The organism is Cellvibrio fibrivorans (assembly GCF_031457055.1).
In the GTDB taxonomy this organism is placed as follows: domain Bacteria; phylum Pseudomonadota; class Gammaproteobacteria; order Pseudomonadales; family Cellvibrionaceae; genus Cellvibrio; species Cellvibrio fibrivorans.
This window is the reverse complement of record NZ_JAVDVX010000001.1, coordinates 994,678-1,008,860: the sequence shown is the minus strand read 5'-3', so window position 1 is coordinate 1,008,860 and position 14,183 is coordinate 994,678. Positions and strand designations below refer to the sequence as shown.

The following is a 14,183-nucleotide window of genomic DNA, read 5'->3' as shown; positions in this document are numbered from 1 at the left end:
TTCTTGCGCACAAGTAACTTTTCTAGCATACAGGTAGCTTGGTTAAAAACAATGTTACTGCTATAAACCCGTTAAATCGTTTTATCTCTTTCAGCAGGACTCAAGTCGATGTCGCAAAACAATTTGATTTTATTGGTTGAGGATGATCGCCGTTTGGCACAGCTGGTAAAAGATTTTCTGGAGAGCAATGATTTTCAAGTTGCGATCGAGGAAAACGGCAATCGTGTTATTCGTCAGACGCAGAATTTAAATCCTGCATTAATTGTGCTCGACTTGATGTTGCCCGGTAAAGATGGTTTGACGTTGTGCAAAGAATTGCGTCCGCAATTCAAAGGCCCGATCCTAATGCTCACCGCGCGCGATTCAGATTTGGACCAAGTGCTTGGCTTGGAATACGGCGCAGATGATTATGTGATTAAACCGGCCGAGCCGCGTGTGCTGCTCGCCCGCATCCGCGCGCTAATGCGCCGCTACTATCAGAATGATCCGCGTGAGCAAGAGGCTTTAATATTTGGTGAATTGTGTATCCAACCCACAGCGCGCAAAGTATTGCTTGGTGGAGAAGAAGTTGTGTTGTCCAGTCACGAATACGATTTGTTGTTAGCGCTTGCGGCACAAGCGGGGCAAATCCTCAGCCGCGAATTTTTGTTTAACCATATCTACAACCGTGAATACGATGGTTTGGATCGCACCATCGATGTTCGTATCTCCCAGCTGCGCAAAAAATTAAACGATAATCCGGATAATCCAACCCGTATTAAAACCATTTGGGGCAAAGGGTATTTGTTTATTGCTGATGCCTGGAAATAATCGTGGACTTTTAATCCAACCATGAATCGCGCCTTTATTTCCCTCTACTTTTTTATCGTCGCCTCAGTGGTTTTAATCGGCTGGGGTCTAAATCAGTTTTGGGAAAGCGTGGCACCCGAGCAGGAACCGACAGCGGAAATTCATGCACTCTTCGCGCTAATTGAAGATAATCTATTAACGCAACAACCACAGTCTGATACAGGCTATACACAAGCTGCGCAGCAATTGAGTAGACAACTCAATCTTACTCTCGAATTATTAGTACTTGATGATCTGGCACAATCGGCAGCTATGCATGAATTGCATGCAGGAAAAATTCTTGCGGCGAGCAGCAACGGCGACATTATCTGGTACAAACGTCTCGCCCAAACTGATCAAGTCGTTATGCTCAGCATACCAGTGAGCGATGAAAGTGAATCACCGTTTTATCGCCTGCTGTTAATTGTGTTTTACCTTGCAATCGCACTAGTCATTTATTTATGGGTATGGCCACTCTCGCGCGACAGTAAAAAGCTCGAAAGCCAGACCCGAACTCTGGGCAAGGACGGTGTACCGGAAACACTCAAAATTTCCCCGACTTCTACACTCTATCCGCTCGCACAAGCCTTCAACCATATGGCGCAGCGTTTGCGCGAATTAATTGCATCGCACCGCGAAATGACCAACGCTGTCTCCCATGAATTACGCACACCTTTAGCACGGATGAAATTTGCCTTGGCGATGATTGAAGAGGAAAAACTCAACGATAAAGACCGTCGCCAGTTGCGCAGTGTGGAACAAGATATTGCCGAAATGGAATCGCTAATCAGCGCGCTTTTGGCCTATGCCGGGTTTGAGCAAAAAACCCAACAGCTGAAACAAACCAGCGGCCATATGCGCGACCTGCTCGATGAATTGCAACTGCGCTTTGCCCGTCACAATCAACGTCATTTACAGTTGGACATTTGTGACCTCAGCAATAATGAGAAATTTGTTTGCGAGTGGAAACTGATTGAAACTGTATTGCAGAATTTCATCAACAACGCTGCGCGCTACGCCAAATCGCGCATCCGTATTGAACTCATGCAAACGCAAAGTGAATACATTATCGCGGTAGAAGACGACGGCCCCGGCATCCCCGCCGATAAACGCGAGCGAGTGTTTGAATCCTTCGTTCGTCTGTATCACGAAGAGCAAAATGAAAACACAGCCGGCTCCGCCACTGGCGGTTTTGGTTTAGGCCTGGCGATTGTCAAGCGCATCATGCAATGGCATCATGGCACTGCGCAGTTTGTGGAGCCGGAAGTATTGGGTGGTGCGAGGGCGCAGATTCGCTGGCCGAAAAAACTCCTTAATTAATCGATTCATCCAACGCCTTAATCTGCAAAATTATTTCCACCACCTTGTTGCCTTTCTCCGTTAAATAATATTCCGTGCGCGGCGGTAATTCGTTGAAGCTTTTTTTATCGAGCAAACCGTACTCCACTAATTTGCGAAAACGTTCGCTTAATACTTTGGTAGAAATTCCTTCGATGCTGCGTTCCAGTTCGCCGGGGCGGTGAATGCCTTTACCGACATTGGTTAATACCGACACTGACCATTTACAGCCGATCACATCTTCCAGTTTTTGATAGCTAGAGCGGCTGCGGGATGAAATATTTTTTGCGTTGTCCATCAACAATTTACCCCAAAAAGTAACCCGGGCACCAAAAAGTGCCTGCTGTTTTTTGCGCGTGGCAATTCGTAAAGTGAATCCAGTCGTTCATTCAAACGGCGATTTTCTTAACCCTAACAGAGAGAGTAGTTTATGAAAAGCCAAGCGATTTTTTATCATGCCGGTTGCCCGGTTTGTGTTGCCGCAGAACACCAGTTGCTGGACTTGGTTGATGCCAACCGTGTTCAAGTTGAGGTAGTGCATTTGGGTGATGCCCAACAGCGTGTGGCAGAGGCAAAAAAATTGGGTGTTAAATCTGTGCCCGCGTTGGTGGTGGATGGCCAGGTGTTACATATCAATTTCGGTGCGGCGATTGAAGCCTTGGAATAAGGTCCAAGCGGGCGAGTGCTTGAAGGCTTGCCCGCCCCCATTTGTCGCTATATTCCATATTCGTTTAATAATTAGTCGCATTCAGGGGTAGCGCTTGCCAAAACCTTGGGTATAGAATGCGATCACCTTCACAGAAAGGTAATAAGAGACGTCATTAACCTGCTTTATCGTCATGCATCAATAAGTTTAATTTCGCATGTTGGCTTGGTTGGCGGACTCGACAATAAGAGGCAAAGCCTCAAATCCCCGGCAAAGTGTATTCCTCAATCCAGTAATCCATCTCGATCAATCCAATAGGGATGGGTTCGGGTATTCGCTATTTTTTGCATAGATTTACAGCCTTGAGCTGTGGCCGTCAGTTGCGCTTTTCCGCGGCGATGGACCTGATAATAAACGTTAAATATCGGCAGTGATTTTCAGTAAACGGTTGGTACCAGAGGCTATCGTCAGCCCTGCTGGTGGTGGTTCTTTGTCTGAATTTGGCGCAGGCCAGATCGAAGAATAACTACAACTGTGAGAGCACCATGAAAATCCATCTGCTAGTCGCTGTTTTACTCTCTGCCTTGCTTAGCGCCTGCGGCGGCGATTCCAAAAAAGGAACGTCGCCGGCCAGTTCATCGCCAGTAGGCATCCAAAAATCGAGTGCGCTGGTACAAACCAGCTCTACCCAAACCGCAAGTAGCCAGGCCACTGCACCGACTCCGGTGGTCGGGGTGTTAGTAGATGCGTTTGTGGCGGGGATTGGCTATCGCACCGCGACCCAGTCCGGCGTTACCAATGCGCAGGGAGAATTCAATTATTTGCCCGGTGAAACGGTGACTTTTTTTATCGGGGCGCTGGAGTTTCCACCCGTGCCAGCCAAGGCGATAGTGACGCCGCTGGATATGGCACGGAGCCTCAACCCCAGCTCGCCAGTGGTGCTCAATATCGCGCGGTTACTGCAATCGCTGGATACCGACGGCAATCCCGCCAATGGCATCAGCATCAGCCCGGCCGCGGCGTTGGTTGCGACCCAGGTGGATTTCAACCTCGGCCTGAGCCAGTTTGCCGCATCCCCGGCAGTGTCCAATCTGATTGCCAATTCCGGCTCGAGTACTACAACTATAGTGCCGGTGGAGCAGGCATTGGCGCACTTGCGCGATACCCTGCAGTTGGCGGGGGTGCCGGTTGATGAGGGCTCCAGTTCCAGCCAGAGCTCAGAGCTTCAGGTGCCGGCGAGTTCGGCAGCGCAGTCTTCTGCAGCCGCCAGTGTGCCGGTGGTGCCATCACCGTCCAGTGCCGCAGGATCGAGCGCTGCCCCGGCGAGTTCACTAGCCGCAAGCGCCGCTGCTTCAAGTGATGCACAGTCGAGCGAGACCTCAAGTGCGGCGCCCGCTAGCTCAGCAGTATCGAGTGCGCTGGTATCGAGCAGCGCACTTTCAAGTTCGATAGTGCAATCCAGTTCAGCGCTCTCCAGCAGAGCAGCATCCAGTTCACTAGCCACCAGCGTCGTGTCCAGCAGTGTTGCATCGATCGGCACATCAGCCAGCGCAAGCAGTCTGGTGATATCCAGTGCACCGTCGAGTGCTTCGGCGTCCAGTCACTCAAGTTCTTCGCTGGCAACGGCAGCACCTGATTTCAACACCGTCTACGGCTATGCCTCGGTTAATGGCGGAACTACCGGCGGTGCCGGTGCCAATGCGGTGGAAGTGGCAGTGTGTAATGGCGCGGATTTAACGGCCGCGCTGACCAACCCTGCCTATGCCGATAAACCTCTGACCATCTATGTGGATGGTGTGATTACCTGGCACAACTCAGGCAACAAAGATATCAAACTCAACCGTCCCAATGTATCGATCATCGGCCGCGGCAATGACGCAGAATTTTGGGGCACGGGTATCCATATCACCGCCAGTAACGTGATAGTGCGCAACTTGAAGATGTACCACGTACCGCAAACCCGCGGGCAGGGCGATATTATTACCATCGATGGCCGCAATGGCCCGGTGCGCAATGTGTGGATTGACCACAACGAGCTGTACAACGATTTGGACGTGGCTGTGCCCGAGGCCATCACCGACCCGGTTGCCCAGGCGGAGTACAAAAAGGATTACTACGATGAGTTGGTGAGTGGTCGCAGCGATGTGGCAGATATCACTATCTCCTACAACTACCTGCATGACAGCTGGAAAACCTCGCTCTGGGGTTCGTCCGACGAAGACAACTTTGACCGCCGTATCACCTGGCACCACAACTATTGGCACCACGTGAATTCGCGCTTGCCGCTGTTCCGTTTCGGCAAGGGTCATATCTACAACAACTACTATCACAACGTGGATACCTCGGCGATCAACTCGCGTATGGGCGCCATTATCCGCGTAGAGCGCAATGTGTTTGAAAACACCAAAAATCCGGTGATGTCGCAGGACAGTAGCGCCATTGGCTATTGGGAGTTGATAGAGAACCAACTGCGCGATGGCATTATCTGGTCTGACAAAGAGGACACGGCGACCACCGTTAATATCATCGCCGATGAATTGCTGGCCGATAACACCTCCACCGGCACCTTGACCCTGCCACAGGATTACCTCTACGCACCCAGCCTGATTCCGGTGGAAGATGTGCCGGCGCATGTGCAGCAATACGCCGGTGTGGGCAAGATCACCACCGCCCCGGCTGAACTCGCCTGTACTCGCCCCGAGTGGGATATAGAGCCGCCGCCACCACCGACCAATGAGCCAGTCACGGCTGATCCGGCCTCGGTTAGTTGGAACCTGTTCAACGGCAATGCCAGCCCGTTCGATGCCAATGCCATCACTTTAGCTGATGGTGTTAACAATGCGCCGTTTGTAATCCAGGGCAGCGCAAGTGATTTCACGCCAACCGGCGCAGGTGCTGTGCTGTTTGACTCCACTTCGCTCGGCACCAAAAACAACCGTGCCCGGATAAGCAATGTGGGCCGTAACGATGGGGTTTACCCCAAATATTTCACCCTGATTGCCGGGGTCAAAGGCTTTAACCCGCCCGCCAATGCGCGCGTCCTGGAACTGGAAACCACCTTCGGTGGCACGGCCGATACCGCCGCCAGCCGGTTAAAAGTCGTGTTGCGTGCCGATGGTGCCAGCAACTATGGCGTTCAGTTTGAGGGTGCACCAGCACCTAACACCGCTTATGGTTTGGCGATGGACGAATACCGCGTCTACCACTTTACCGTGGCGCTCTCTAGCCCCACGACTGGCTGGGCGCGCGCCTACCTGAACGGTTCTGACACCCCGGTACTGAATCAGGAAGAGGTGCAATTTGCTACCACTACGGCGACCAACAACTATCTGCAAATTGGCGATGGTGGTAGCAATAGCTACAAAGCGCTGGTGGATTGGATGGTTTGGACCGACGCGGGGGCTTATACCCCGGCGCAGTTGTCCGGTTTGTTGCCCGCCAATATTGGCTGCGTGAAAGGTTATGGCCCTTCCGAAAACCTGCTCGACTGCGATTTCAGCGCGGTGGGTGTCAGTTCATCTGCTGCTAGCTCCTCAGCAGCCAGCACTACTTCCGCTGCCGGCTCTTCGGCGGATGCTTCATCAGTGGGTGTAGTGGTGGGCAGTTCCACCAGTGCGGCCGCGTCATCAGCGGCGGCAACGTCGTCCAGCACCGCCAGCGCGGCTACTGTCTTTGCTTGCGCGAACGAAGCGGGGCTGTATTTCTGCGATGATTTCGCCAGCGGTGCAGGCAACTGGGATCTTCTACCAGCGGGCACCACAGCAAATGGCGTGTTTGATGTGCTCAACGACGCTGGCAACAACAATGTATTGCGCTATACCGCTGCCAGCAGTGGTGCGCTTGGCGGCTTGGTGGCGCTGATCAAACCGGAGCAGCTTGCGGCAGTTACCTCGGCCGATTACTACGTGGAAGCGCGCATCCGCCCGCGCCTGAATTCCAGCGGCACGGCGCAGCGCAGTATTTATGTGATGGCGCGCTACCTGGACGTGAACAACTGGTACGGCATGGGCATGATCGCCCATGAAACCAATCAGCCGCGAGTAGAGATTGTGGAGCGCAGTGGCACCGGCAACCCGGCCAGCACCGGCACCATGCGCTACAACACGGCAATTAGCCTCGGCACCGCCGGCGCCACCAATGGCGAATGGTACAAACTGCGTCTGGAGTTGATCGGCACTGAAATGAAGCTGTACCTGAATGACTTGCAGGTGGCCAGCTTTAGCGATGTGAGCCTGACCGAACGCGGTTCCATCGGTATTTTTACCAGCAACCGCTCGTTTGAAATCGACGATATCAAGGTCGGCAACGCCAACGACAAACCGCCAGTGCCATCCCAGTTAACCATTTCGCCTACTGCTAGCTACAGCGCCGAAGTGGGCGATGCCGCGCGCGTGATTACCGTCACCGCCAAAAACCCACAGAACACCGACGACACTTTTACGGTGGAATCGAGCAACCCGGCTGTGGTGGCGGTGAGTACGAATGGCTATCAAGTCAGCCTCAATCCGGTGGGCGAGGGCACTGCGACTATCACCTTTACCAGTGGTTCCGATGCCAGCCTGACGCGCACTCTCACGGCGACTATTGCGCCCCAGTTTGTAATGCCAACCGCGAGTTACAACCTGACCGGCTTGGTATCGCCCGCCGCGAATGAAGCCAATGTCTATGCCGATACCAGCCTGAGCCTGACGTTTGACTCACCGCCTACCCTGGGCACGGTGGGTGCTATTCGCATCTTCAAAAGCAGCGATGATTCGGTGGTGGATACCATCAAGCTGGTGGATCACAAAGACACTATCGGCTATGGCACTTACCGCACGCTGAATACCCGCCCGATCAGTATCTCGGGCAATACTGCAACCATCGCCCTGCAAAGCAAAAAGCTGGAGTACAACACCAGTTACTACGTGGCGGTAAGCGCATCGGCTTTTACCGGCGCGACCCTGGCGACCCTGCCATTTGAAGGGATCGGTAAAAACGCCGGTTGGACCTTTACCACCAAACCGGCGCCAGCGGCGGGTTTGACCTCGCTCACGGTGGATGACACCGGCAACACCGCCGACTTCCGCACCCTGCAAGGCGCGCTTAACTACGTGATGCAGAATTTGGCCAAAACCGATGCGGCGACTATTACCGTCAACAAGGGTACTTATCCGGAGCTGCTGTATCTGCGCAATAAAGACAACCTCACCATTACCGGCGAGAGCCGCGATGGCGTGTTAATCCAGTACCAGAACTCGGAGGGTTTGAACCCGGGTTCTGCCGGTCGTCCGGTATTTTTAGTCGAGTTGGCGGACATGTTGACGATGGAAAATCTCACCCTGAAAAACACCACCATCAAAACTGGATCGGGCGGTCAGGCGGAGACGATTTACTTCAACTCCACGGGTCGCTTGGTGGCCAAAAACGCAAACTTCATTAGCGAGCAGGATACTTTGCAGCTGAAAGGCTACAGCTGGTTCTACCGCACTTTGGTGGCGGGCAATGTGGATTTCATCTGGGGCAATAACAATGTATCGCTGTTCGAGGAGAGTGAGATTCGCTCGCTGGGTGACAGCAGCAATGCCAATAACGGTGGTTACGTGGTGCAGGCGCGCACCCTGACGGCGGCCGATAAAGGTTTTGTGTTCCTCAATTCCAATCTGACCCAAGGCCCAGGTCCGGTCGGCCACACCATTCCCGCTGGTGCGACCTATCTTGCGCGCAGCCCCGGCGGTACCACCACTTGGGATAACGTGGTCTTTATCAACAGCCGTATGGATACCCATATCAACGCAGCCGGCTGGGCAGGGGCAGGCGTGAACGGCCAGCCAGCACCTAACCCGGTTACACCAACCGCCACCACCGGCTGGCGCGAATTCGCCACCATGAATGCCAATGGCGACAGCATCAGCCTTGCCAGCCGTGTGGGTGGCTATGAGTTGACGCTAGGTGAGGTGATGAACGATTACTGCAATCGCGCGCAAATTTTTGCCGCTTACAATTCCAGTGCCGGTTGGAACCCGCTGCCGGGCGACACTACCGATTGTGCCAACTTCGGTCAGGCAAGCAGCTCGTCCAGTAGTGCAGCCAGTGTGGCAAGCGAGAGCAGCAGCTCGGTCTCTAGTGCGAGTTCTACGGCATCTAGCGATGTTTCCAGTTCTGCATCGAGCGAGAGCAGTTCGAGTGTAGGTGCTAGTAGTGAAGCCAGCTCATCAGTTAGTTCAGCCTATGTTCCCAACACCGAGATCTGGACACCGACTTTCGCGGCCCTGCAATCGGCAGTGGCAGCAGCACCGGCCGCCAATGCCAATGCAAACTTCAATGTAACGGCGACGCCAATCACCATCGACGGCATTACATTTTATTCAGCAACAGCAGGCAGTTTGCGTTTGCATCTGAATAGTGCGGGCACTGAATATGCGATTAACTACAACGGCACTTCCGTAAAAGATGACACTGCCGGCACACCCGTCACTTTTGTTGAGGGTGGCAATCAAGTGAATCCAACTGCATTGAATATTGGGGGTGGTGTGACTCGTTTTATCTCTGTGCCATTTACACCCAGCGCACTGCCTATAACTTTAACGGTTACCTATTCAAATGGCAGCGCAACCGCTCCCGGTGCTTGTCAAAATGGCCAGGTTGCGATTGTTGACCAAAATGGCAAAACCTGGAAAGTAGGGTCCTCTTGCAGTAACCCGAATAAAACCACTTTAACCGCAACCATTACTGACCCGACGGTTTCGGAGTTATTTATTCTGATGAGCCGCAACGGCGATGGCGGTGGTGGCATCCGCATTTGGCAAGTGGAGGTAACCCAATAAATCTGCGTAAACAAAACGACCGGCCACTATGCCGGTCGTTTTGTTTTGGTTGAAAATTCCAACCGACAAATTGCGTTACCAGAAGGACACCATAAAAAAATTCAATCGGACAATGCTATCCATCAATACCCCACTTTTTTAATTATTTTAATAACAGGGGTACGCTATGAAACTGAATTATTTTAAATCTATAAGTTTGCTGTTTACGTTTTTATTCTGTGTGGCCAATCCGGCCAGAGCCGCGCTGATTACGACAGAGTTTTCTGAATTGGTTGGCAATCAGGGCATAGTGGATATTAATCTATCGCTCGCTAGCGGTGAAAACTTTAGCGGCTTTTCGCTGTATTTTTCTGAAACTTTGTTTGCCAATCTGGATATTAGATTCAGCCCCGCAGCATGGGACAGCATTGTTGTGCAACCCGATGCACTGCTCGGTGCAGGCCTGTTTGATAGCTACAACCCGGCAGGTTTGAGCTCGGGTGTTGCGCGCGTGTCGTTTACTTATCTCTCCACACTTCCGTTCGATGTGTTGGCCTATGATTTTTATGATGCAGATTTTTCCATCGTTGAATCAGGATCATCCACGAACGTCACCACTCCCGTGCCTGAGTCTTCGTCGATTATTTTGTTGCTGCTCGGCTTGATTGCAGTGGCGTTGCGTCAGTCCACCAAACGTCAGCAGGTGGCCGCATGAAAAATTTATTCTCGCGTTACTCATTGAGACATTTATCGGCGCTCTGTGCGCTCGCATTTTCCGCCGATAGTATGGCGTTGGATCTCAACGTCGTCACACTCAATAAGCTGAGTGAAACCCGTATCGACCGCACCACTTACGATTATGTATTTTCTGTCACCGTACAAAACGGTGCGCAAGCCGTTAACAACGCGGCGCAAACATTAACCGCGAGCGGTGCAGGCACTACCATTCTTGATGGCAGTGTGTTGCTCGGTAATCTCGCTAGCGGTGAACAAGTAACGCCAGCGGACACCATCAAAATTCGCCATAACCGTGCGCAGCCATTTGATCAATCGGCACTGGTGTGGTCTGCCAGCGGAACATTGGTGGCGTCATCGTCCAGCGCGGCAAGCAGTGTTGCAAATCGCGTGTTATTGAACGAGCCATTTAATATTGATAAAGCGACTTTGTTCAGTGCGGCTTATCGCTCCATTTCAACCGATTCATCCGCGCCATTATTGTTTGTGACCGGTGGCAACAGCGGCATTACGATTGCTAATAATCAATTAACGTTGGCAGCGGCACGCTTTACCATTGGCAATAAACCGCCGCGCACTAACACCTCGTCAGGTGATACCAGTGCCAATGGCGATTTTGATTTAAGCAAGCCCTATCGCATTTCATTTCGCGTCGTTACCGCGTCGGGTTCCGGTGCGCTGCAAGTGATGGTGGATAACAATACCACCAGCGGCGGCAATTCATTACACGGCAGTGCATCGCGCATATTTAATGCGAGTGCCAACAGTTTAGTGGCAGGGCAAGTGATTGAATTGTTGCCCACCATCGGCACAGCAAACTCATTTATTTCGCTGCGCACGGAAAGTTCTGCATCGGTAACGATTGATGATTTGGTCATTGAATATCTGGGTGGTGCGGTTACCAGTTCTGCTGGGCCTTCATCGCTAGCGGCATCATCAACACCTGTATCAAGCAAAAGTAGTACGCCGCTGATGTCCAGTTCAAGCGTGGCGACGTCAATCAATACTTCATCCAGTGTCGTTGCATCGGTTGCGTCAAGTAGCATAGCAACCAGCCAATCTTCCAGTAGTGTTGCTTCCTACAACGGCGCACTGCGCCCGGCAAAAATGGAAGGCTTTGCAGCCCATGCGGGTGTGACCGGTGGACAAGGTGGTGCAGTGGTAACCGTGACTACCGGCACGCAATTAAATGCAGCACTCTGCGCGCGTTCCACTATGAGTACACCGATTACCATTTTGGTGAACGGCACTATCAGCCACGCCAATACCACAGCGCAAGGTTGTAATACGCAAGCTGATGTGATTGAAATAAAACAAATGAGTAACGTTTCAATTATTGGTGTAGGTACAAACGCTTTGTTTGAAGAAATTGGCATTCATGTGCGCGATGCGTCCAACATCATTTTGCAAAACCTGCATATCCGCAATGTGAAAAAAAGCGGCTCACCTACCTCTAACGGTGGTGATGCAATCGGTATGGAAACCAATGTGAATCGCGTGTGGATCGACCACAATCACCTTGAAGCATCCGGCGGCGAAAAAGATGGATACGATTCATTGTTGGATATGAAAGCGGGCGTGACTAACGTAACCGTTTCTTACAATTTGTATAACGATTCCAGCCGCGCCGGTTTGATCGGTTCCAGTGATAGCGACGATAAAAATACCAACATCACTTTCCATCATAACTGGTATAAAAACATTGAACAGCGCACGCCGTTAATTCGCCATGCGCTCGTGCATATGTACAACAACTATTGGTCGAACGATCGCATCGATTATATGTTCCATGCGATCAACTCGCGTATGAATGCGAAAGCCTTGATAGAAAGCAATTATTTTTACAATGTGAATAATCCACTGATCGCCTCCGACGATTCGGATGTTGCCGGTTGCTGGCAAACCAATGATGACAATACCGTACTGCCGTCGATTTACTACAGCCGCACAGTAGGCAATGGTGCCTTGGTAATTCCCGAAGTGGTGGATGGACAACTGCAATCAACCTGCAGCGTGACCGTGCCTTACACGGTTGAAATGGATCACTCATCCACAGTGCCGGAAATTGTGATGGCTAACGCAGGTGTGGGGAAAATTACTCCCTTCGTTAATGGCTCCAGCAGCAGTTCAAGCCCTGCCTCATCGAGCGCTGCGTCGCTTTCGTCCATCACCAGCAGCTCTTCAAAAAGCAGTTCGTCTGTGGTTAGTTCTTCAGTTACCAGCTCTGCAATTTCATCGAGTATCAGCAGTTCATCATCAAGCGCACCTTATATTCCCGGCGATGTAAACCTGAGCGCGGATTGTATTAATCTTGCAACTAATCCCCACGTCAACTGGCGCGATACCGCTTTGCAAACCGATCAGGAAATTGTGGAGTGTTTATATAAAACCCTCGGTACTCCAGTGGGCTATGGTGAAAATGCCAAAGGCGGATACGATCCTAACGGTAACAGCAAACTCACTATCATCACCAAAAATTCCAACACTTCGGTTGAGCAGCAAGTGTTGGATGCAATTAGCGGTGAAGCACACAACTGGATTGTGTTCGACAAAATCCAATTCGCTCAACCAACAGAAATTGGCATGTACCGTTTGGGTTGTAGCAATGCGACTGTGCAATCCATTCTCGGTGCAACCGAAGCAGAGTGTGTGAATTATCAACAATGGTGCGTAAAAAACAGTGTGAGTGAATCGGCGTGTGTTAGCACTTTCTTTAACACGGCGATGAATAAATCCAACAACCCGATTCGCAATCCAGTGATTGGCTCCAACAAAAGTATCGATGGTCGCGGCAGTGAAGCTCACTTCCTGTTCAGCGGTTTTGCGATTGGCAAAGATTCCAATGGCCAACCGACACAAACCGCAACCAGTGTGATTCTCACGCATTTGAATTTTAAAGGCGCAGGCCACACCGAAGACCATTATGTTGATCCGGATATGATTCGCTCCACCGGCGCATCACACGATATCTGGATTCACAAAAATACTTTTGATACCACTGGCGACTCCGCGTTTGATGTGAAAGTCGGTGCCTACGGCATCACCATGTCTTTCAATGAAATTCTCGATGTGAAACGTGCAACGCTACACAGCTCCAGCGATAGCCACACAATCGACGCGCAAATCCGAACCACTATGCACCACAATTTATTTGTGACACGCGATGCAAGTTATATGGCACTGGGTAATACCCTGCGCCGCGTACCGCTGATCCGCCGTGGTACATCGCATATGGTGAATAACGTGTTTGTGAATTATCGCAAAGACCTGCTCAGCATTCGTGTGGGGGCGAGCATATTGCAGCAAGACAATATGTTTGTAGTTAACCGCATTCATCAGGAAAAAGCGGATCTGGCTTCATCACTTGCTGAGCTACAGACGAATCTGATTCGCGATGTGACTGGCGGTAATTATCGCGGCGAAGGCAACTTCGTCTGGTTCGGCGATGCAGCGTGTAATTTGGATGAAACCACCAAAACCGGCTTTACGATCAGCTCGGGTACAGTGGCCAATCTCGCCGCAAATTATTCAGCTGGCTCACAAGCCACCCTCAATCACTGGCGCTTTGCGGCAGGCCAGGAGTTAGTGGATTACCTGAGCGGTACCGCCGGTAAATACGGCCAGGCGCCCTTCAATTCGCCGTTGGCGGGCGACAAGTATTATGTGTTGGGCTTGGGCAAGGTAGCCTGCCAGTAAGCCATTCGCAGTAGTTGTTTTATGAAACCCGCGCTGGCTACACCAGCGCGGGTTTTTGCATTCCAGTGGTGCACCAACCGTAAATTTAGGCAAATAAGCTATTGATTCGCTTGTAAAACTTTCGTTTCACGCCCATAAACCCCAATTCAAGTAAA

Annotated in this window: 7 protein-coding genes; 6 read left to right on the top strand and 1 reads right to left on the bottom strand. The window is 51.5% G+C overall.

Annotated elements, in window-relative coordinates:
- Nucleotides 1-108: 108 nt before the first annotated feature.
- A complete protein-coding gene (locus J2X05_RS04280; RefSeq protein ID WP_310069085.1) occupies nucleotides 109-810 on the top strand; it encodes a winged helix-turn-helix domain-containing protein in 702 nt (233 codons plus the stop codon).
- Between the two features lie 21 nt (nucleotides 811-831).
- A complete protein-coding gene (locus J2X05_RS04275) occupies nucleotides 832-2,148 on the top strand; it encodes an ATP-binding protein (RefSeq protein ID WP_310069082.1) in 1,317 nt (438 codons plus the stop codon).
- Here J2X05_RS04275 and J2X05_RS04270 read toward each other — a convergent pair.
- Complete coding sequence (locus J2X05_RS04270; RefSeq protein WP_310069081.1) at nucleotides 2,141-2,464, bottom strand: winged helix-turn-helix transcriptional regulator; 324 nt, start codon at nucleotides 2,462-2,464, stop codon at nucleotides 2,141-2,143. The genes J2X05_RS04275 and J2X05_RS04270 overlap by 8 nt on opposite strands.
- Nucleotides 2,465-2,596: 132 nt before the next feature.
- On the opposite strand from J2X05_RS04270, the gene J2X05_RS04265 reads away from it, so the two are divergent.
- The 4 genes from J2X05_RS04265 (at nucleotide 2,597) to J2X05_RS04250 (ending at nucleotide 14,028) form a co-directional block, all read left to right on the top strand.
- Nucleotides 2,597-2,833 carry a thioredoxin family protein gene (locus tag J2X05_RS04265; RefSeq protein WP_151055184.1) on the top strand — a complete coding sequence of 79 codons (237 nt, stop codon included), beginning with the start codon at nucleotides 2,597-2,599 and terminating at the stop codon, nucleotides 2,831-2,833.
- A gap of 524 nt (nucleotides 2,834-3,357) precedes the next feature.
- Nucleotides 3,358-9,618 carry a pectinesterase family protein gene (locus tag J2X05_RS04260; protein WP_310069078.1) on the top strand — a complete coding sequence of 2,087 codons (6,261 nt, stop codon included), beginning with the start codon at nucleotides 3,358-3,360 and terminating at the stop codon, nucleotides 9,616-9,618.
- A gap of 166 nt (nucleotides 9,619-9,784) precedes the next feature.
- Entirely contained in the window at nucleotides 9,785-10,312 is a 528-nt protein-coding gene (locus tag J2X05_RS04255) for a PEP-CTERM sorting domain-containing protein (RefSeq protein WP_310069076.1), read from the top strand.
- A complete protein-coding gene (locus J2X05_RS04250; protein WP_310069073.1) occupies nucleotides 10,309-14,028 on the top strand; it encodes a pectate lyase family protein in 3,720 nt (1,239 codons plus the stop codon). The genes J2X05_RS04255 and J2X05_RS04250 overlap by 4 nt, the downstream gene beginning before the upstream one ends.
- Nucleotides 14,029-14,183 lie beyond the last annotated feature (155 nt).